Source organism: Streptomyces sp. NPDC033136, from assembly GCF_055578235.1.
Window position 1 is genome coordinate 23,021 of sequence record NZ_JBVIPD010000038.1, and the last position, 20,632, is coordinate 43,652.

The following is a 20,632-nucleotide window of genomic DNA, read 5'->3' on the forward strand; positions in this document are numbered from 1 at the left end:
CTGGGGGGGGAGACATAGGGGGGAAGAAGGCCTCCCCCACACCTTCGGGGGGCAGGGCCTTTCCGCCTCACCTCACCTTCAGCCGTGCGCCGCCGCGGTCACGGTGGCGATGAACGCCCGCTCACCGTGCTGATGCCCCGTCACCTCAACGGCCTCGGCGCCGCCGGGCGCGTCCGCGGGCACGCGGCGTGCCCCGATCAGGCAGGGCTCGTCCAGCTCCACGTAACTGCTGAACTCGCTGGTGATGCTGAGCGGGAGGAAGGAGGAGTCTCCCAGGACAGCGGCCGCGCCCTGGCGGGCGGCTTCGAGGAGCACCATTCCCGGGACGTGGTCGACCGGGTGGTCGAAGAGCACGGGGTGCCGGGTGTCCACCCTCAGCTGCCAACGGTCTGTTTCCTCGGTGGGCGAGAGGACCACATCGGCCGGCGATGCGCGTCCCACGCTCTGCGGTGCCACCGGGGCCGTCAGCGGCAAGGGGCGGTGTTCGCTGCTGAACACCCGCTCCGGACGCAGACGGCGGTAGACCGATGGAGCGATGAGAGTGAGGGAGAGCCGCCCCATCGCCACCAGCTGCCCCTCGCGCAGCACCGCGGTCTCGTAGCACAGACCGCTCAGGCGGCGGCCTCGCATCTTGACGTCGGTGCACGTCACCTCAAGATCCAGCGAGGCGGGTACCTGGTACATCGGCAGCTGCTCGGGGTGCACGGTGAGGTCGAGCTGCTCCAGCAGGAACTGGTGGCCGAAAGGAACACCGAACTCCGCGTGGCAGAGCAGGGGAGCGATCTGCCTGATCGTTTCAGCAGCCATCAGCGGGTCGTAGTAGACCCCGTTGACGGGGGTGAAGAAGCTGTGGCTGCGCGGCCATTGGGCGCGCACATTGAACCGTGTGTCCTCCAGGCGGTCCCAGCCGGTGAGCATGACCTCGGCGTTGGCCGCACGGTGCACCAGTTCCCTGGGCACCGTGGTCGTCAGACCGGCGTGGCGGAGGGTGTCGATCCTGAAAGGTGAGGAGGTGGCTTGCCCCGGACGCTGGTCGATGAGTGGGTTTTCGATCCGAAGCGTGCTCGTGATCGTCATCGCTCCCCCTGGACGAGACGGAGATTCGAGTGGTGGGCAGGTCTGGCGTCGACTTCGCGGTGCCACATCAGGAACCGGTGGTGGAACGGGACGCCGAACTCGTGGTGAAGAAGCCGTGTCGGCGGCGTCACGGGGCATCCACGGTGAAGTGAGTGTCTTCCGTACGCTCCCAGTCGGTGAGCAGCGCTTCGGTGACGCCGGCGAGGTGGGCCAGTTCCCCGGGAACCATGGTGGTCAGGGAAGGGAAACGCGGCACGACGATCCGCGCCGACGTTGTGATGTCCTCCTCGGTGTGGCGTGCGCCGGGTACCGGGTGTTCGACGCGGGACGTGCTCGCGGACATGCTTGCTCCCCCTGGGCCGCGGTGTGCGAAGTTTTTGTGTGCGCCTCAGGCCGAGAAGATACATACCAGCCGGTTTAGTTTCTAGCGGTATGTGGCACTCCGCCTCTGGGATTTCCGGAGCGGCTCATACCGGTTCCCCGACGTTTCGCCGCGGGGCTCGAGGGCGTCATGTGACCTGGTGATTCTCCTTGCGGGCAGGGCGATTCGGAGATGCTCCGGGGTGTCGGGGAGTTCCGGGCGGGGGCCTCGGTCGGGTCACGGAACGCCGGTCCTCAAGCGCTCCTCGAGTGGTTCTGCAGCGCTGTGGCCGAGCGTCCGCCAGGGAGGGGGAGGGCGGAGGAGGCGCCCCCAGTGGCGGTGTGCCGGATCGGATGGTCGATGATCAAGCCCCCCTGTAAGCGGGTCACCCGGGCACGTGGCATGCGCCTGCGGTGTCGCAGTGCGCAGTCCTGGCGGGCGTGAGGGCGTGTGCCGGGCTTGAGGCGGGTTCGATCATGAGATCGGTGTACCTGCAACCCAAAAAACAGACCTATCATGCTGTTTCTGATAGGGGACCGGTGCTCGGGCGGTGCACTGGCATGCGAGATTCGCGGCGGAGGTGCTCGCGACGGCAGCGGACCGGTGCCGGCCCAGGAGGTGAAGCGTGATGGTCATGCAGGTACGGGCGGCGCGTACGCGCCAGGCTCTCATCGTCGCGGCGGCGGAGGTCTTCGCCGATGAGGGCTACGTCAGGGCCTCCCTGCCCCTGATCTGCAAACGGGCCGGCGTGAGCACCGGGGCCCTCCATTTCCACTTCGCCAGCAAGGACGCCCTGGCCAGGGAGGTGGAGGGCGCGGCCGTGGACGTGGCGGAGAAGCTGGTGCAGCGCTGCCGGGCCGCGACCGCGCTGGAGTCGATGGTGGACACCACCAGTGCCCTGGTGCTCGCCATGGCCTCCGACCCCGTGGTCAGGGCGGGATTCCGGCTGAGCGGTGATCCTTCCCACAAGGGCGGGGCGGAGCTGTTCCGGTGGTGGCATGGCGCGGTGCGCGAACTGGTGGTGAGGGCACGGGACGCGGGGGAACTGGCGCAGGATGTCTCGCCCGAGGATGCGGCCGCGGTGATCATGGCTGCCACGGTCGGTCTCGAGACGCTCGCCGGGTGGGACGGGAAGTGGCTCTCGGCCGAGCGTGCGGAGCGCTTCTGGGCCTTCGTCTTGCCGCGTCTGGCGGCGTCGCCCGAACTGATCCCGGACGGTGCGAGCCCCGGTGCGGGAGAGGGGCCTCCGTAGGGGACGGCCTGAGGGGGAGCCGGAGGGGCAGGTCCACGGGGTAGAGAGTCGCTTGAGCGTTGCGGGAGTACGCGCGCAGCGTTGACAAACCGCACGTGCTGTTTTTTACTCGGGGGCGTAGCGCTTCACAAAGCTTGCAGCAGACGGGGGAGACGGGGGAGACGGCGTGGACATCGGCATACTCGGCTCATTGGCTGTGCGGGAGAGGGGCGTCTCGATCACGCCGACCGCCCCCAAACCGCGTCAGGTGCTCGCGCTGCTGGCCCTCCACGCCGATCAGGTCGTGACCGTCGGCACGCTGACCGAGGAGCTCTGGGGCGCCGCGCCGCCCCGCAGCGCGCGGCCCACCCTGCAGACCTACATCCTCCAGCTGCGCGAGCTCATCGCCTGCGCGCTCCGGCAGGGCGACGGCGGCGAGAAAGGGCAGCGCTGTGCCAAGGACGTCCTGCTGACCGTCCCCGGCGGCTACCTGCTCAAGACCGGGCAAGGCGCCAGCGACCTGCGGGACTTCGAGCGGCTCGCCGGGCTCGGCTACCGCGCCATGGATGCCGAGGACTACCCCGGGGCGGCCGCCCGGCTGTCCGAGGCGCTCGACCTGTGGACCGGACCCGCACTCGCCGACGTGCACGCCGGCGTCCATCTGGAGACCGAGATCCGGCGGCTCGAGGAGAGCCGGCTGTGCGCCCTCGACCAGCGGATCGAGGCCGACCTCAGGCTCGGCCGGCACCGCGAGCTGCTCGCCGAACTGACCGTACTGGTCAGCCGGTACCCCACCCACGAGAGCCTGTGCGGCCAGTACATGCTGGCCCTGCACCGCTCCGGGCGCCGGGGCGAGGCGCTCAACGCCTACCAGCACCTGCGCGCCAGGCTGGTGCGCAACCTGGGCCTTGAGCCGTCGGCCGCACTGGCCAAGCTCCAGCGTTCCATCCTGTTGTCCGGTCCGGCGGGCGCACCGGCGCCCGCCGCCACGCCCGCCGCCGGCCGCCTCGCTCCGGTCGGCTGATCCTCAGCCTGATACGGCCGGCCCGGTCGGGGTTCGAGCGGCGCTCGAGGCGCGCGGGACAGCCTGGCGGCGCACTGTGAGGAGAGGGGTCACTCATGCCGTCCCAGCGAGTGCACTCCGCCCGGCGCACCGTCTCCGTGGCCGCACCCGCCCATGTCGTCTACGGCATGCTCGCCGACGCCCCGCGCTGGCCGGTGCTCCTGCCCTCGTACGTCCACGTCGAGCGGATGGACTTCGACGGTGCCGGGGAGACGCTGTTGGCCTGGGAGTTCGAGGACGGCCGCGTCCGCTCCTCGCGCCTGCGGCGCACGCTGCGACCGCAGGCGCGCTCCGTCGACTTCGTACAGGAGGACCCCGCCTGGCCCGGTGACACCGTCGCCGGCTCCTGGAGTGTCGAACCTGACGGCGCCGAACGGTCGCTGGTGACCTTGCGGCACGAGACGCCGCACCCGTACACGGCTGCGGGGCCCGACGGCCTCGGCGCGGACGTGGACGAGCGGCTGGCCCGGCTGCGCGAGGCGGCCGAGCGGTGGGACAGGCTGGACGAACTGCTGCTCGCCTTCGAGGAGCGGCTGCGCGTCGACGGCCCCGCCGAACTCGTCTACGACTTCCTGTACCGCGTGGAGGACTGGCCCGAGCTGATCCCCCACGTCGACGACAGCAGCGTGCGGGAGGACCGGCCGGGCACGCAGGTCGTGGTGCTCGACACGGGTGCGACCGAGGCCGGTCCCCCGGCGGGTTCCGGCGAGGCGAGCGGCTCCGAGACCGTACGGCTGTGCTTTCCGCATGCCGGGCGGATCGTCTTCAAGGAGACGGCTCCGCCCGCGCCGATCGCCGCGCACAGCGGTGAGTGGAGCCTCGTACCGGACGAGTCGGGGCTGACGGTGGTGTGCGCGCACCGGGTGCTGCTCCGTGAGGAGTCGGTCGAGCCCACCCTGGGGGCGGGCGCCCTGCCGGTGGACGCCCGTCGACACGTGCGCGAGCGGCTGGGGCGGGAGAGCCGGGAGACGCTGCGCCTGGCCAAGTGGCATGCCGAGAGCCCCGTACGCCGGTTGCGATGAGGACGAGGAGGAAGCAGGCGATGACGCTCACCCGACCGGGTCCGCTCGCACCGGAGGAGGCCGCGGGGCCCACCGCGACGCCCCCGTACGCCGAGGTGCCGCCCCTCGGCGGCGGGCCGCTGTCCGCCGACGTCGTGCTGCGCGCGCGGTGGCTGGAGGTGCTGCTCGGAGACCCCCTCGGCCCCACGGGTCCCTGCGGCCGTACGCCGTCGGAGGCCGCGCGGGAGGTCCCGGCCCCCTCGGGCGCGCTCGGCGCCGTGCTCCCCGGGCCGGCCGACTTGCGCCGTATCGGCGCCGACGGGATCGTGCGCGTGCTGCGCCCGCTCTTCCGCCGCGACCTGGGCCTCGGCCACGCCTGGGCCGTCCGTCCGCTGTCCGGCGACGTGGCCGGTGCGCAGGCGGGCCGGCCGGGTGGGGAACTGGGCGCGCTGCTCGGTCCGGCGGCGCTGATCGCGGCGGCGGGCGGCGCGCTGCACACGACCGCACGGATCGTGGACTCCCTCGCCGCGCGCGAACCGGGCGTACGGCAGTGGCAGCCCGTGCTGGCCGCGGCCTTCGCCGACCTGCTGGCCTGCGAGAGCCTGACCGCGGTGGCGCTGCGGGCCCTGGGCCTGACCGCGGGCGGGACGCCGGCCCTGACCGCCGCGACCGGCTACGTCGTGCCCCAACTGGTCGGCCAGGTCCTGGACGACCTCGAACTCGTCCTGCACGAGAGCGACTTCGGGCCGGACACCGCCGAACGCCGGGTCCTCGCCAAGCTGGCAGCGGACCATGCGGCGGCCGGGGCGGACCCGGCGGCCACGGCCGCCGCCCAGGCACGGCTCATCCGCGCGCTGCCCTCGCTCGCCGATGCGGCCGGCGGCGCCTTCCCGGCAGATGCGGAACTGGGGGAGGGCAGTGAACACGCCGTTTCACGTGAGCTGTTCCGGCTCGGGCGGGCCGGTGCGGTACGGACCGGGACGCGCGTGGGCGCGGTGTCCACCGCCGACGTCGCGGCGGCCCTGCCCGGCGCCGCCGCCCGGCTGGCCGAGCACACCGACGACGATCCGGCCGTCGCCGCGCTCGCCCGCGTCGCCCGCCGGCTGGCGACCGAGCAACGGACGCTGCGCCTGCCGTACCCGGCGGCCGGGCACACCGGCCCGGCCGACCCGGTGGCCCGGGCCCTGGCGGACCGTCAGGCCCTGCTGCTGCTGGCCGCGGCCGTGCTGGGAGTCGGCCAGGAGGCCGACGGCTTCCTCGGCCGCCCCCACTGGGCGCTGCTCGCCCTCGCCCGCGTTACCCGGCGGCTCGGCGCCCCGCTGCCCGGGCCCGCCGTCGACCCGGCCGGTGACGTGTGGGCGGAGCTCGCCGAGCGGACCCGGCAAGGCGTCGACTGCGACGTGTACGGCTCGGAGTTGCTGTGGGCGGGGGCAGGGGCAGAGACGAGGACTGAGGCAGGGGCAGGGGCGGGGACAGAGGCCGGCGGGCGGCGGGGCGGGGGCGGGACATGAGCGGCGTAAAGCCCTCCGGGGCGCCGCTGCACGTGGCCGGGCCCGAAGGGCCGTGGGACGAGGTCTGCGAACGGTTCGAGTCCGTCGGGCGGGCCGTCGTCCACACGACCTGGGGCGAGTGGCTGACCGCCGCCCTGCTCGATCCGGAGCTGCGCGGCCTGCTCGGCCGGGACCGGCCGCGCTACCGGCAGAACCCCGCGGCGGCCGGGCGCCTCGCCTTCGCCGTGTCGCGCGTGGTCATGAAGCACACGGCCGCGGCGGTTGTCTGCACCACCCCGACAGCCCTGGACCTCGCCTACCTGCCCGGCGGGCAGCCCACGCTGCGAGGCTTCGCGGGCGAGCTGTGGCTGAGCCTGGCCCACACCGAGGAGCTGATCGTCGTCGCCGTGAGCCGCCGCGGACCGGTGGGCGTGGACACCGAGTCGGTCACCCGGCGGGTGTCCTTCGAGGCACTGCACGGGCAGGTGTGCACCCCGCAGGAGGCCGAACTGCTCGCCGCGCTGCCCGACGACCGGAGGACGGCCCGGTTCCTGCGGCTGTGGACGCTGAAGGAGGCGTACACCAAGGCGCTCGGGCAGGGGATGCGGCGCGGCTTCGGCACCGTCGGCTTCCGTTGGGACGGCGACGGGCACGCGGTGCTCGCCGACGACTCGCCCGCCGCCCGCTCCTGGTCCTTCACCACGAGCCTGGTCCGCGACCGCTACCTGGTCAGCGAGGCCTGCAATATCACGGGCCAGGCCCCCGGCCAGGTCGAGGACCGCTTGCGCGACGATCCAGACGCACTCGCGCAGACGGGGCCCTCACCTGCGCAAACAGTACGGTCCTGGGGGGATTGGAGCCCCGGCCGGCGATGAACGGGGGCGGTGAGCGGGACGGCGGGCGGGCGCCGCGGACTGCGAGGTACCGGGCAGGAGGCGGGATGCGGGAACGATGCGAGAGGAAGGCGGGGGAGCCGGTCCGCCGCGCCGCGAGTCAGGCCGGTGGACGACCGGTCCGCCGCGCCGCGGCGGTGGTTCCAGGCGCCCGGGAGAGCGGATGAGCAGCCATGACGCGCAGGCCGGGACCGTCCTCGCCGTGGTCCACGAGCCGGGCGGCGCGGCACCCGGCTCCGCGCTGGTCTTCGAACTGTGCGGGCCGCTCGGCACCGCCCAGGCCGAGGCGGTCGCGGCCAGGATCGCCAGCCGGCACCGCGCGTACTCCGTCGCACTGGAGGAGGCGGCGGGCCGGTACCTGGTGCGGCTGAGCCGGGCCGGCGCGGCGGGGGGCCCGGAACCGGTGCCGCTCACCGCGGAGCTGCTGGCCGACCTGCTGCAGCCCCCGTGCCTGGGCACCCTCCCGGTGACGGGGCACCAGCGCGAGCTGCTGCTCGCCGCCGTGAACCGGCCCGGCGCGGCCGGCCGCCACATCGAGCAGCTCCACTGGTCCTGGACCGGCCCGCTGGACATCGGCCGGTTCACCGCGGCCTGGCAGTCCGTCACCGACCGCGAAGTCGTCCTGCGCGCCTCCTTCGACTGGACCGGCGCCCCCCGGCTCGTCCTGCACGAACGGGCGGCCGTCGAGGTCGTCCACCACCGCCACACCACCGTGGCCTGGAACGACCTCCTGCGGCGCGACCGGGCGCGGCAATTCGCCCTGCACCGCCCCGGGCTGCTGCGCGTCACCCTGCTCGACGGCCCGCCGCAGGACGACGCTACCGGCCGGGCGGCAACGACCCGGATCCTGCTGAGCTACCCCCACGCCCTACTCGACGAGCGCGGCGCCCAGCTGCTGGTACGGGAGTTCTACCGGGCCTACCTCGCCGACGGCGTCGTACCGGGCGGCGAACGACGGCCCGACATCCGCGACCACGTGGAGTGGCTCCGGAGCCAGGACACCGACGTCGCACGGCGCTTCTGGACCACGGCCGCCCCGCCCGCACACGCCGCGGTGAGCCCCGGCCGGCCGGGTGGACGCAGCCGCAACACCGGCCCCGGACGCATCCAGCGCCGCCTGCGCCCCCACCAGACCGCGCGCCTGCGCTCCTGGGCCGCGGCCTGGGGCGCCGGCGAGAGCAGCGCCCTGCACGCGGTCTGGGCGCTGCTGCTGTACCGGGCGGCGGGCGTGCCGGGCCCGGCACCGGTCAGCTTCGGCATGCACCTGTCGGGGCGCGACCTCATGCTGCGGGGCGCGGCCGACATCCCCGGGCTGCTCGGGAACCCGCTGCCGGTGACCGTCACGGTCGACCCCACCGCCCCCCTGGTGGACCTGCTGCGGCAGGTGCGCGACGCCGCGCTCGACCTGAGCGCCTACCCCTGGGTCTCCGGCGACCTGATCCGCGAGTGGAGCGGCCGGGACCCCGGTGACCGCCTCACCGACACGCTCGTCCGCTTCGACACCCGGCCCGAACTGCCCAAGGCGCTGCGGTCGGAACTGAGCGCGCAGGGCATCCGGGCGGACGTGCCGCAGAGCGTGAGCAGCGACACGAGTCTGCCGGTGACGCTCGTCGCGCGGCACGACAGCCAGGGCGGACTGACGCTGACCGCCACCCACGACCGGGCCGGTCTGTCCGACGCCGATGCCTCCGGGACGCTGTCGCAGTGCATGCACCTGTTGCGCCTGCTGCCGGACCACCACGACGAGCGGGTCACCGTGGCCCAGGTCCTCGACCTGCTGCGGGCGGGCGAGGTGCCGCTGGCGGCGCGGCAGGAGCCGGGGCCGCGCGGCTTCGCCCTCGCGGTGCTGCGGGCCGGGGAGCCGGGGGCGGACGTCATCAACCTGGTCATGGTCCCGGGCGTGCCGCCCGGTGCCTACGACCTGCTGCTCAGCGAGTACGACGGTCCGGAGCGGATCGTGTCCCTGGTCCTCGACGACGCGGGCGGCCTGCCGCCGCCCTCCGGTCTGCGGGAACTCGGTCTGCGGGAACGGCCGGGTCCCGGGCGCCGGCTGGTGCTGTGCGGGTGCGGGCCCGCGGGCCGGGCCGCCTACGAGATCGCCCGGGATACTCCGTACGGCACCGACGGGCCGACGACCGTGATCATGACGGGGACCGGTGACGCCGCCGACAGCGCCCGCGCACTCCTGCGGGCCCTGGAGTCCGTCCGCGCGCGCAGCGTGTGACCTCGCGCGCGGCGTGTGACCCGGCCCGGCGGCGGGCGCCCACCGCTGCACCGGTGCACGGCCGCCGCCGCTCGAGCGGAGTGAGAGCGGGCGTCGAGCGTGATGCCCGACGGTGACCGGGACGCCGGAGGAGGGGCATGGTCGATTCGGACCGCGGGGCCCCCGGGGACCAGGGGGAGTTCACCCTGCGCATCGTGCGGGGCTGGCCCGGCGAGGAGGAACTCGCCGCGCTCATGGCCGTGCTGCTCGTACTGCGGACGGGCAGGGCGAAGGCGGACGAGGAGGCCGGAGGACCGTCGAACGACTCCGGCTGGTGGCGGGGTCCGGACGCGGCCGCACGGGCACCTCGCGGTCCGCGGTGATCGGAACCCCTTAACAGACCACACGGTTTCTTCCTGGTGGAGTGGACCTGCGTGATGGATGGTTTTGGTGCGGGGTCCTCGGGGCGGCTGTAGAGGGTGTCCATCGGGGGGCGAGTGGACATCTGAAGGCCACAACGCTGGGATGTCAACGGAGTTGACGGCATCTGACGTCGACGACCATTGCTTCCATGGGCCACTAAAAACGGTCCACGCGGTTTCTTATTGACATACCGCACGTGCTGTTTTTTAATCGGAAGGCCCGCAGCGCACGCGAACGAGGGAGACGGCGTGGACATCGACGTACTGGGCGCACTGGATGTGAGGGAGAACGGGGTGTCCGTCGCCCCCACCGCGCCGAAGCCCCGCCAGGTCCTGGCCCTGCTGGCCCTGCACGCCGACCGGATCGTCCCGGTCGACTCGCTCGTCGAGGAGCTGTGGTCGGACCGGCCGCCGCGCAGCGCCCGCACCACCCTGCAGACCTACGTCCTGCAACTGCGCGAACTCATCGCCGCGGCCCTGGCGAAAGACCCCGCCCGGGAGGGCGAGCAGCCCCGTACCGCCAAGGACGTGCTGATCACCCTGCCCGGGGGATACCTACTGGCCTGCAACGGCGGCACCAGTGACGTGCGGGAGTTCGACCAGCTGGCCGGCCAGGGCTACCGGGCCATGGACGCGGGCGACTTCACCGGCGCATCCCGCCTGCTGGGCAGCGCGCTGAAGCTGTGGAACGGCACGGCCTTCGCGGACGTACCGAAGGGGCCGCAGCTGACCATGGAGGCCGCGCGGCTCGACGAGAGCCGCCTGTGCGCCCTCGAACAGCGCATCGAGGCCGGCCTCAGGCTCGGCCGCCACCGGGAACTGCTCGCCGAACTCACGGTGCTGACCAGCCGCCACCCCACACACGAGAACCTGCACGCCCAGTTCATGGTGGCGCTGCACCGCGCGGGCCGACGCGGCGAGGCGCTCGGCGTCTACCAGCGGCTGCGCACCAGCCTCGTGCGCGACCTCGGGATCGAACCCTCCCCGCGCCTGCGCCGCCTGCAGCACTCGATCCTGGCCGCCACCCAGGACGGCATGCCCGTGCCGGTGGTGCCGGGCCCCTCTCCGCAGCCGCCGCCGGAGCACAGCCTGACCCCGGCCGGCTGACCCGCACCACCCGTCCTTTCCCGGAGACCGGCACCGCTTTTCCGGGAGACCGGTACTGAACAGGAGGCGCCCGCCTTGACCAGCCAGCCGCAGACCGTCCCGCCACCAGGCCCCGACGGCCCCACGGCCGACATCCTCGCCGGGCTGACGGCCGTGCTGGCGGACACGCTGGACGTCGAACCCGGCCGGATCGACCCGCGACAGCCCTTCCAGGTGCTGGGCGTGGACTCCATCTTCGCCGCCGAGTTCGTGGCGGCCCTCAACGCTCGCTACGGCACGGCCGTCACCGCGGCCGCGCTCTACGAACACCCTGCTCCGGCCGACCTCGCCCGCCACCTCGCCGCGGCCGGCGTCCAGGGCCGTACCGGGGTGTCCGGCACGTCCGATGTGCCAGCCGGGTCCGGTGCGGGCGCCGTCCTGGCCGAGCTGCGCGACCACCTGGCGGCGACCGTCCACTGCGACCCCGCCGAACTCGACCCGGAGGCCGACTTCCCGCTGCTCGGGCTCGACTCGATCCTGGCCGCCGAGTTCGTGGCCGCGGTCAACCGGGCGTACGGCCTCACCGAGCGGCCCGTCACGCTCTACGACCACCCCAGTCTCGGGGCCATGGCGGAGTACATCGCCGGTGCGGCGCCGGGCGCACCGGCGGCAGCCGGGAGCCTCGCCGGGGCGGACGCCGCGCCGGACGCGGCACGGAGCGACCTCACCAGGGACGAGGTGAACGCGCTGCTCGACGCGGTGCGCGACGACATGCTCACGGTCGACGAAGCGGTGACCCTGCTGACGCCGCGGCCCGCCTGAACGAGGACACCACGTGGAGACCATGGACCACAGGGACATCCTGACCCGCTTCAAGAACGGTGACCTGGGCCGTGAGCAGGCGGCGGCCCTCCTGACCGGCGCGCCCCCCGGCGCCGGGGCGGGGGACGCGCCCCACACGACGGCGGTGGCCGAGCCGCGTGCCGCCGTGTCCCAGCCCCCGTCGGCGCGTGCCCTGACGACCGCGCCGGCGGGCGGCGGACGTCCCGCCCCGGCGGACAGGTATGCCATCACGGCCGTACACGGACGCTTCCCGGACGCGGACGGCCTCGACGCCTTCTGGCACACCGCGCTGCCCAGCGGACGCGACGCCGGGCAGCGGACCTCGGTCGCCGGGGAGGAGACCCCGGTCGCCGGTGAGGGGCACCCGGACGATGGTGACGTGCGGCGGACGGGCCGTTTCCTCCGGGGCGTCGACGCGTTCGACGCCGTCTTCTTCGGGCTCACGCCGCAGGACGCCGCGTCGATGGATCCGCAGGAGCGGATCCTGCTCGAAGCGCTCTGGCAGACACTGGAGACGGCCGGCTGCACCGGCGCCCGCCTCGACACGCTCACCGCGGCGGACGGCGAACCGCGCAGCGTCGGCGTCTACGTCGCCCACGCCCCCGTCGGCCACGCCGCAACCGCCGCCGGGTCGCGTCCCGTACCGTCGGTCGGCTGCTGCGCCGGTGCCGGTCTGCCCGCCCGCCTGTCCACCCTGCTGGACCTGCGCGGACCCGGCCACTGCGTCGGCGGCGGCGAGGCGTCCTTCCTCGTCGCCCTGCACCAGGCGCTGTCCGCGCTGCGTGCCGGGGAATGCGGTGCCGCCCTGGTCGGCGCCGTCGACCTGCGGCTCGACCCCTCGCGCCGCAACGCGGGAGGCGGCGGCGTGGGGGCCGTACTGCTCCGACCGCTCGCTGCCGCTCAGGCCGCCGGCGACACCGTCCACGCGGTCGTGCGGGCCACGGCCGTCGCCCACCCCGGACGACGCGCGCCGGCCGCCGCCGTCGACCGGCTGGCCCGCCGGACACTGGCCGCGGCGGGGGTCACGGCGGCCGGTGTCGCGCTGCGGGAGACCGAGGCCACCGCGGCGGCCACGACCGGCGACACCGGCGCGGCGACCGGACCGGCGGCCCTCGTGCGTGCGGTCCTGCAACTGAGCCACGGCACGCTGCTGCCGGCCCCCGGGGACTCCTCGGCCGTGCCGTGGGCACGGCCGCACGACGAGTCGGGACGCGAACTGCCGCGCCGCGCCACTGTCGCCGTGCGCCCGACGGCCGGGACCGCGGCCGCCCATGTGCTCCTCGAGGAGCCGCCGCGGCGCGGGCCGGGATCGATTCCGGCAAGGCGGTCGGCCGGGCCGGCCACCGCGTCCGAGGAAGAGGAGTTGGTGCTGCTGTCCGCGCCGACGCCACAGCACCTCGCCGCCACGGCCCGGCTCTTCGCCGACCGGGCGCTCCCGGTGCACGGAGCGCACAGCGCTGTTCAGGGCTCCGTACCTGACGATCGGCAGGAACTCGCCGCACTCGCGCGTGAACTCAGGCTCGGCCGGGCCGTGAGGGACTGCCGCCTCGCCGTCGTCGTGCGGGACACCATGGAACTGGCCGCCGCGCTCCGGGCGTTCGCCGACGACCGGGACAGTGCCGGAGCCGGCGGTCCGGGCGAGGGAGTGCGGCATGCCGATCTGCGCGGTGCCCAGGGGCCCGGTGTGCTGTCCGGCGACCTCCCCGAGACCCGCGCGTACCTGGCGGCGCTGTGGCGCGGGCGCCGGCTCGATGCCCTGGCGCGGCTGTGGCTGGCCGGGGTGGACGTGACGGCCGCCGACGCGGCCGGTGCCGCTCCGGTGCTTCCGCTGCCCACGAGCGCGCTGCTGCGTCGGCCGCTGCGGGAGGCCGGACACCCGAGCACGGACGAGCCGACGCCGTCATGACCGTCATCGAGCCCGAGACGCGCATTCCCGAGGAACTCCCGCCCCCGGAGCAGGCCCCGCCCGTCAAGTTGTGGCTGTGTCCCAACGATGACCTGACGCCGGCCCTCAGGGACCTGCTCGCCGCGCACTGGCTGGACGAGCAGGAACGGCAGACGGCGGGCAAGTTCCTGTTCGAACGTGACCGGCGGCAGTACCTCGTGGCGCACATCCTCGTCCGGCGTGCGCTGGCGCTGGAGGCCGGGCTGGCCGAGAGCGAGCTGGTCATGTGGCGCTCACAGCGCGGACGTCCCTTCCTGCGGCCGGTGGCGGGCGGACTGCCGCGCGGCGGAACCCACCTGGACTTCAACCTCTCCCACGCCGGCGGCTACAACCTCCTCGGCATCGTCCGCAGGCACCGCATCGGCGTGGACGTCGAAGGGCTCGACCGGGACGCGCGGGGCATCGACACCATCACGGGCACTTTCGCGCCCGAGGAACAGCAATGGGTGACGCGGGTGCCGCCGGGCCACGCCCGTGACCGGCGGGTGCTGCGGCTGTGGACGCTGAAGGAGGCGTACTCCAAGGCGCTCGGCCTCGGACTCGGCCTGCCCTTCGACGAGTTCGCCTTCACTCTGGACGACGACCGGGGCGTGACCGCGTTCCGGCCGCCGGAGCAGGACCGGTTCGGGCGGTGGCGCTTCGTGGAGCTGGAGCCGGTGCCCGGCGTCCTGGTCGCGGTCGCCGTACCGGCCGGCGACGGGCAGCCCGCCGTGCTCCAGTTCCACCACGGCTTCCCGTGGGCCCGCGCGGCCCCGCAGGACATCCCGCTGCCCGAACCGGTGGGCGGCCCGGCCGTGCGACAACGCGCGGACGGGGTCGGGCAGGCGCCCCGGTGAACGGGACGGGCGGCCCCGGACGGGCTGTCCCAGCACCCGGCGCCACACCGTACGTGGAAGTCCGCTAGAGGGCGACTGCAGAAAAGCGCTGGGGAACACGGCCGCGGCTAGCGTGCTCGTGACGCAGTTTTCTGGCCATCGAAAGGAACTGGACAGAGGACTCGAGGAGCTCGACGAGCGGAGGACACGTGAAGATACAAATCCTGGGTCCGTTGAGTGCCGAGGTCAACGGGGGCTCGATCGTTCCGACGGCCGGGAAGCCGCGGCAGGTGCTGGCGCTTCTGGCGCTGTACCCGGGACGGGTCATGCCCGTGCCCACCCTCATGGAGGAGCTGTGGGGCACCACGCCCCCCGCGAGCGCGCTGACGACCCTGCAGACGTACATCCTGCAACTGCGAAGAAAACTCGGCACGGCGATGGGACCCGGCTCACCGGCGGGCGCCAAGGACGTGCTCGCCACCCGGCACGGCGGCTACCTGCTGCAGATCGACGGCGACTGCGTCGACGTTCACCAGTACGAGAAGCTGGTGCGCGAGGGACGGACCGCCTTCGGGGCCGGGGACAACGAGGTCTCAGCCGCCCGCTTCCGCGCGGCCCTCGACCTGTGGAGCGGCGCCCCCCTGGTGGACGTGAAGGCCGGTCCCGTGCTCGACATCGAGGTCGTACGGTTGCAGGAGAGCCGCCTGGTCACCGTGGAGCGGCGCATAGACGCCGACCTCCGGCTGGGCCGGCACACGGAACTCATCGCCGAACTCGCCGACCTGACGGCACGTCACCCCCAGCACGAGGGTCTGCACTCGCAGGCCATGGTGGCCCTGTACCGGTCGGGCCGGCAGGCGTCCGCCCTCGAGGTCTACCGCCGGCTGCGGATGCGGCTCATCGACGAACTCGGTGTCGAGCCCTCTCCCCAGTTGCAGCGCATGCACCAGGCCATGCTGTCCGTCGACCCCCAGCTCGACGTCCTGGCGGGGCCGCGCAACACCTCCACCTTCGACCTGTTCGCCGCCTGAGCGGACCCGTGGGCCAGAGTACGGCGGCGCGGGAGGAGGCGGACCGATGACCCGAGGCCGTGGCCGGAACGGGCCGGAAGCCTCAGCAGCACGTACGCCGGTGCTGGAGGCGGGGGAAGGCGAGACGGCGGTGCTGTTCGTGGCCGGCCGGCGGGTGCGGCCCGCCATGGTGCGGGCCCTGTACGGGGCGTTCCCCGTCTTCCGCACGCAGTTCGACACCGGGTGCCGGGTGCTCGACGTGCGCCTGCCCCTGCCCCTGGCGGCGGCGGTCTTCGCGCCCGAGCACGGCGCCGACGCCGGGCTGCTGGACCGTACGGACTTCGGCCGGGCCGCGTTGTTCGCCTACCAGGTGGCGCTGTACCGGACGTGGCAGGACTGGGGGATGCGCATCGGCGCGGTGGTCGGGGCCGGTTCCGGCACGATGGCCGCGGCCCACGTGGCGGGGGGCCTGGGCCTGGAGAAGGCCGTCCGGAACATTCTGACCGGGCGTCATGACGGTCATGGCCGTCGTATCCCTCAGGCGCCCGTCCCCGGACGCGGGTACGCGGAGGGCTTGTCGGCGTTGCGCGCGGCGGGCTTCCGGCAGGTGCTGACGTGCGGGCCAGGCCCGCGGGAGGACGCGGAGACGGCCGTCGCGGTCGGCGAGGTGCCGGCGCTGCTGGCCGCCATGACGCATCTGCAGCTCTCCGGTCCGCGCATCGACTGGGAGGCGCTGTGGTGGGCCCGCCACAGCACCGACGTGCACGCCGTGCTCCGGCGGGTGCTGGAAGCGGCTTGAGGGGCGGGCGTGCGTGGCCCACGGAGCCACGGCCTTCTCACGGCCGGCTTCGCCGAACTCGCCGAACTCGCCGAACTCGCCGGATTCAGAGCGTGTTTCTGATCCCCGGTTCTGAGTAGCCTTGGGTTCTACGCTGGCGTGGTGTCCAGAGGTGCCGGGCGGGTTGGGGAGAGGAACTGTCGGGCTTGTGGCGACCGGCTGAGACCGGGGGCGCGACCTCAGGCGGTGTACTGCTCCACGGCGTGTCGTGCCAGGCAGTGGCGTACGGTGCTGAGCGGGCCGTGTCCACGTCAGCACCCTCGGCGAGGACGAGGCCACGATCGTGCACCAGAACGTCGCCAAGGTACGGGCGACGCTGGACTGGATCGAGACCGCGGTTGACACCGGCAAGGGCGACATGGATGACGAGCTCGCCCGCATGCTGCGGGGCGAGTAACGTGCATCGCGGCGCCGGGGCGAGGCCGCCCAACGGCACGCGGAGACCCTGCGGTTCGTGCTGTTCGAGGCTAGACCAGCGGGAGGGCTGTTCCCCCAGCTGACCCGTGCCAGCGGGCTGTCTCCCAGCCAGGTCAGGTCGGGGCTGGCCGCCCTGCGCGACATCATCGCCGAAAACAGCTGGCCACCGCTGATCTGGACCGGAGTCGACGGCTACCAGCTCGGCGCGGAGCGCGCCGCGCTGGAGGCATACGAACGGGCCGTGCTCACGGAGAAGCTGAACCGAGTTCCGCCGGTTCATCACCGGCACCGTCGCCCCGCATGCCGCCGCCCACCCGGGCGACAAGTGGGTACGCCACATCGTCGCCCAGCTCAACTCCATCGAATCCACCCTCGACCTCGTCGTCTCTTCCTGACCACCGAGGGGGCGCTCGGCCTCCGGCCGGCCACCCCCTCCCTGTTCGATCCGGAGGGAAGCCACAGCCATGCGTCAGCGTCGCGGTCCCTCCGATACCACCAGCGCGGAATGGGCTCTGCTTGAACCGCTTTTGCCGGGGCCGGCCTGCGAGACCAGCCGCGGCGGCCGGCCCGAGAAACACCCTCGGCGAGAGATCGTCGACGCCATCCGCTACGTGGTCGACACCGGCTGCAAGTGGCGGGCTCTGCCCGCCGACTTCCCGCCATGGCGCACGGTCTGGGGATTCATGGCCCGCTGGGCAGCCGCCGGGGTGATCGGACAGATCCGCGACCACCTCGCCGGCCGGATCCGCCGCGCGATGGGCAAAGGCCCCCGCGCGGTCGCCATCGTTATCGACTCCCAAAGCGTCAAGGCCGCCGAAACCGTATCCAAGGCCACCCCGCGGCTACGACGCAGGCAAGAAAATCAACGGCCGCAAACGGCACATGGTCGTGGACACCCGCGGCCTGCCTCTCATGGTCATGGTCACCCCCGCCGACCTGCACGACGCCTCAGCTGCGAAGGAAGTCCTCTTCCGCCTCCGCCTGATGCACCCCGAGATCACCATCGTGTGGGCCGACTCCGCCTACGCCGGGAAGCTCGTCGACTGGGCGAAACAGCACCTCAACCTCACCATCAAGCCCGTCAGCCGCCCAAAAGACGCCTCCGGCTTCGTGATCCTGCCCCGCCGCTGGGTCGTGGAACGCTCGCTTGCCTGGATGATGCACGCCCGCCGCCACGCCAGGGACTACGAACGGCTCATCCAGCACTCCGAGACCCTGATCACCTGGGCCGCCATCACCCTTATGACCAGGCGCCTCACCCGGAAAGCCGCCACCCCCAGCTGGCCAAGGAAACCGGCGTCGGCCAGCTGATCACCCACCCCGTCTACGCGCAGCCGGGCTGCTCGGACAACCATTGCGTTGCCGCGTCCAGGACGGGATCTTTGCTTCCTCCGCGCCCGAGGTTATCGACGACTGGCTGGTCAGGCGGTATGGGGCTGTCGTATGCGCGCCCTGTGCGGTCGGCGTCCTTCCACTCTGTCAGGTTGAGGATCGCCCCGTCGGGCAGTCGATGCTGTGCGTTGCCAGTGGGGACGCCTGAGGTGTCCTCGCCGAAGGAGCGCGTATCAGGGCGCCCGCGGAAGGCCACGGTCACCGCCTCCCCGGAACTGCCAGTGGAACGGCTGGTGAGCACCGCAACAGGGGCCGATCCGCCACCTACGGGAGGACTTGTTCCCCAGCCGGTGGAACCACCGTCCAGACGAGGGCTGCCCTTCTCAATGGACCACACCGTCTTCTTGCCGTCCGCATCGACGAATGATCCGACATCGCCGTCACCGAGGATCGGTCCCACGACGGCAAGCATCGGCCACATGTTGCCACCGAGGTTGCGGCGCAGGTCGATCACCCAGCCGCAGGCGTTCGGACGATCAGCCTTCGCCACGGCATCTCGCCCCTCCCGCAGGTACTGCTGATAGACCTTCTCAGATCCCTGCACTCCGGGGAGCGACAAATACCCCATGCCGCCGGCCAACGCTCGCCCTTCCACAGGGTTGCGGACCTGCTCGCCCCCGTGCGACTCTTTCGCCCTCTTCGGGTCGAAGAAGCTACTGTGCCCGTCTCCCAAACTGCCCAGAGCCGCCTCAATGGCCCGATAGGTATCGCCAGGACGCTGCGCGCTGCCTGCTTCGGTGAAGGCTGTTCGCCGTATCTCATCCCAGTCGACATCGTGGCGGCGAAGTGCCTTGTCCTCCATGACGGTCAACGCGGTGGACAGGTAGGACCGGGCCTTGTCAGACATTGCCGCCCCCGGAGTCGACGCTTCGTCCCCCGAGCACCCAGCCCCAGCAGCGAGAACACACGCCAACCCAGCAGCCCTTAAACGCGGCAAACGTCCCCGAACCATGTGCCCTCCCAGTCAGCCAAACCAGTCGATCTATTGGTGACCCTAACTTCCGATGATCAGTGCGCGGCCGACTCCGGTTCAGAAACAGGCTCTCAACTTGTTCTTTATCTACCAGGACCTGCCAGGCTTGCCGATGGCCTTGAGGGTCTCGGGGCGTTTGACGGTCTTGCCGACGTCGTATCGGGGTGCCCGGTGTTTGTTCCTGGCACCAGGTGGCCGTCCTGGGCCGGCGCCTCGAGGTTTGGGAACACGGGTCGGGCAGGCGAGGTGAGCACGGATGTTCCTGAACCTCGGCGGACCCGGGCAGGGGTGAGCCGGGTCGGAAGTGGTGGGTTTCTCCCAGGGCCGGCGGAGGTCCTCGGCGAGGGGCCGGGCGAGCCGGAGCTGAGTGTGAGCGACGATCAGGATCTAGGTCCACCGGTCCGCCGCCTCGGGAGTATGGAGCTTCGGAGTGGTCCAGCCGAGGGTCTGCTTCGCGAAGCGGAAGGTGTGCTCCAAGTCGAAGCGGCGGAGAAATGCCTGCCAGAAACGGTCCACGTCGTCCGGAGTGACGCCGGTCTTGGAGGACCATAACCACACCGGCGGGGCATCACGGTCCTTCGACAGATGCTTGACCTTCAACCGGATCAACGTGCCCTCCACCAAGGGCAGTTCACCATCATGGTCGAGCCATGAGGAGCGGTGGGTGAGCCTTGGGTGGACCCGGTCCCATGCCTGCGTCTCGGCCTTGCCGTAGTTGGTAGTGGCGGTGACCGTGGTGATCGTGGGCTCGGGCCAGGTCTCCGGCTTGGCAAAGCGGAATTCCAGGCCGTGCTTTGGCGGCCGGCCGCCCTTCGGGCCGTAGACATGAGGCGGCTTCGGCAGTCTCATGACGCGGTCGGAGCGGACCCGGCCGACCAGCTCGACCGGCGCGTCCGAACGAAGCCATGGCGACACATCGACGGCCAGGACCAGGCGTCCGCCGTCGAACCGCGGCAAGGGCAGCCCTGCCAGCACCGTCCGCACCTGGCCGACATCGATCCGGCCGTGGTTCAGGCCTCCGTACATCGCTCCGTGCCCACGCCGATGCTCGGGCAGCAGCGTCAGGTCCACCGGGGATTTCACCGCCCCGTCCGCACACAGCACCGCATCCGTCAGCTCGAACAACTCGTCGCGCCGAGCGGTCAGACACTCGTAGAACTCGCCCCGGAAGCGTGACGCTTCCGCGAACGCATCCCTCCGCACAACATCAGGCAGCAGACTCACCCTCACGGCCTTCGTCTTGGTCACGTGCACCTTGGTCGGAGCACAGGATCAGACGAAGGCCGCCCCCACGTCCGGCAGACCCTCAGGTGAGCGACTCAGTACGAGACACCGTTCGAGGCCGGAAGAAAAAGAACAAGCTCAATGAACTCGCCGAACTCGCCGAACCCGCCGAACTCGCCGGATTCGATTGACCGGATCAACCGGACTCAGCCCAGGTCGGTCAGGCCGACCTGGGCTGAGTTGAGTTGACTTGAGAAGCCGTATGCCTATCGATCATGAGGACGGTTCTGATCGAACGGGGTCCCTGGTCGGGTGATCTTGGCCGGGTGGGCGCATGAAGGCAGGACC

Annotated in this window: 16 protein-coding genes and 4 pseudogenes; 16 read left to right on the forward strand and 4 right to left on the reverse strand. The window is 72.3% G+C overall.

Annotation, left to right across the window (positions count from 1 at the left end; translation table 11 throughout):
- Window positions 1–78: 78 nt before the first annotated feature.
- Together ACZ5TL_RS38110 and ACZ5TL_RS38115 are read right to left on the reverse strand one after the other, a co-directional pair.
- The gene (locus ACZ5TL_RS38110) at window positions 79–1,077 is read right to left on the reverse strand and encodes a ScbA/BarX family gamma-butyrolactone biosynthesis protein (RefSeq protein ID WP_468595357.1); all 999 of its coding nucleotides are present in this window, start codon (window positions 1,075–1,077) and stop codon (window positions 79–81) included.
- Between the two features lie 127 nt (window positions 1,078–1,204).
- On the reverse strand, window positions 1,205–1,420 hold the full coding sequence (locus ACZ5TL_RS38115) for a hypothetical protein (protein WP_468595358.1): 216 nt from the start codon (window positions 1,418–1,420) through the stop codon (window positions 1,205–1,207).
- 646 nt (window positions 1,421–2,066) lie between these two features.
- On the opposite strand from ACZ5TL_RS38115, the gene ACZ5TL_RS38120 reads away from it, so the two are divergent.
- The 16 genes and pseudogenes from ACZ5TL_RS38120 to ACZ5TL_RS38195 form a co-directional block, all read left to right on the forward strand.
- A complete protein-coding gene (locus ACZ5TL_RS38120) occupies window positions 2,067–2,690 on the forward strand; it encodes a ScbR family autoregulator-binding transcription factor (RefSeq protein WP_468595373.1) in 624 nt (207 codons plus the stop codon).
- 166 nt (window positions 2,691–2,856) lie between these two features.
- On the forward strand, window positions 2,857–3,693 hold the full coding sequence (locus tag ACZ5TL_RS38125; RefSeq protein WP_468595359.1) for an AfsR/SARP family transcriptional regulator: 837 nt from the start codon (window positions 2,857–2,859) through the stop codon (window positions 3,691–3,693).
- A 95-nt stretch (window positions 3,694–3,788) separates the two neighbouring features.
- On the forward strand, window positions 3,789–4,754 hold the full coding sequence (locus tag ACZ5TL_RS38130; RefSeq protein ID WP_468595360.1) for an SRPBCC family protein: 966 nt from the start codon (window positions 3,789–3,791) through the stop codon (window positions 4,752–4,754).
- A 20-nt stretch (window positions 4,755–4,774) separates the two neighbouring features.
- Window positions 4,775–6,244, forward strand: a complete 1,470-nt coding sequence (locus ACZ5TL_RS38135) for a hypothetical protein (RefSeq protein WP_468595361.1) — start codon at window positions 4,775–4,777, stop codon at window positions 6,242–6,244.
- Window positions 6,241–7,098: a 4'-phosphopantetheinyl transferase family protein gene (locus tag ACZ5TL_RS38140; RefSeq protein ID WP_468595362.1), complete on the forward strand. Its 858-nt coding sequence runs from the start codon at window positions 6,241–6,243 to the stop codon at window positions 7,096–7,098. The genes ACZ5TL_RS38135 and ACZ5TL_RS38140 overlap by 4 nt, the downstream gene beginning before the upstream one ends.
- 181 nt (window positions 7,099–7,279) lie before the next feature.
- Entirely contained in the window at window positions 7,280–9,340 is a 2,061-nt protein-coding gene (locus ACZ5TL_RS38145; protein WP_468595363.1) for a condensation domain-containing protein, read from the forward strand.
- Window positions 9,341–9,477: 137 nt separating this feature from the next.
- A complete protein-coding gene (locus ACZ5TL_RS38150; protein ID WP_468595364.1) occupies window positions 9,478–9,702 on the forward strand; it encodes an acyl-CoA carboxylase subunit epsilon in 225 nt (74 codons plus the stop codon).
- 288 nt (window positions 9,703–9,990) lie between these two features.
- Window positions 9,991–10,848, forward strand: coding sequence for an AfsR/SARP family transcriptional regulator (locus ACZ5TL_RS38155; RefSeq protein ID WP_468595365.1), 858 nt, complete (start codon window positions 9,991–9,993; stop codon window positions 10,846–10,848).
- Window positions 10,849–10,923: 75 nt separating this feature from the next.
- Complete coding sequence (locus tag ACZ5TL_RS38160) at window positions 10,924–11,649, forward strand: acyl carrier protein (protein ID WP_468595366.1); 726 nt, start codon at window positions 10,924–10,926, stop codon at window positions 11,647–11,649.
- Window positions 11,650–11,671: 22 nt separating this feature from the next.
- Entirely contained in the window at window positions 11,672–13,576 is a 1,905-nt protein-coding gene (locus ACZ5TL_RS38165; protein ID WP_468595374.1) for a beta-ketoacyl synthase N-terminal-like domain-containing protein, read from the forward strand.
- Entirely contained in the window at window positions 13,573–14,451 is an 879-nt protein-coding gene (locus ACZ5TL_RS38170; RefSeq protein WP_468595367.1) for a 4'-phosphopantetheinyl transferase family protein, read from the forward strand. The genes ACZ5TL_RS38165 and ACZ5TL_RS38170 overlap by 4 nt, the downstream gene beginning before the upstream one ends.
- A 188-nt stretch (window positions 14,452–14,639) precedes the next feature.
- Entirely contained in the window at window positions 14,640–15,461 is an 822-nt protein-coding gene (locus ACZ5TL_RS38175) for an AfsR/SARP family transcriptional regulator (protein ID WP_468595368.1), read from the forward strand.
- A gap of 46 nt (window positions 15,462–15,507) precedes the next feature.
- Window positions 15,508–16,239 (forward strand): acyltransferase domain-containing protein, encoded by a 732-nt coding sequence (locus ACZ5TL_RS38180; protein ID WP_468595369.1) that lies wholly within the window; start codon window positions 15,508–15,510, stop codon window positions 16,237–16,239.
- Window positions 16,240–16,534: 295 nt separating this feature from the next.
- Window positions 16,535–16,675: pseudogene (locus tag ACZ5TL_RS38185) on the forward strand (DUF6192 family protein); the annotation flags it as partial.
- Window positions 16,676–16,732: 57 nt separating this feature from the next.
- Window positions 16,733–17,090, forward strand: a pseudogene (locus tag ACZ5TL_RS38190) (RacP protein).
- Between the two features lie 69 nt (window positions 17,091–17,159).
- A pseudogene (locus ACZ5TL_RS38195) lies at window positions 17,160–18,049 on the forward strand (IS5 family transposase); the annotation flags it as partial.
- Here ACZ5TL_RS38195 and ACZ5TL_RS38200 read toward each other — a convergent pair.
- Together ACZ5TL_RS38200 and ACZ5TL_RS38205 are read right to left on the reverse strand one after the other, a co-directional pair.
- Window positions 18,020–18,934 (reverse strand): S41 family peptidase, encoded by a 915-nt coding sequence (locus ACZ5TL_RS38200; RefSeq protein WP_468595370.1) that lies wholly within the window; start codon window positions 18,932–18,934, stop codon window positions 18,020–18,022. The pseudogene ACZ5TL_RS38195 and the gene ACZ5TL_RS38200 overlap by 30 nt on opposite strands.
- A gap of 213 nt (window positions 18,935–19,147) precedes the next feature.
- A pseudogene (locus tag ACZ5TL_RS38205) lies at window positions 19,148–20,284 on the reverse strand (transposase).
- Between the last annotated feature and the right edge of the window lie 348 nt (window positions 20,285–20,632).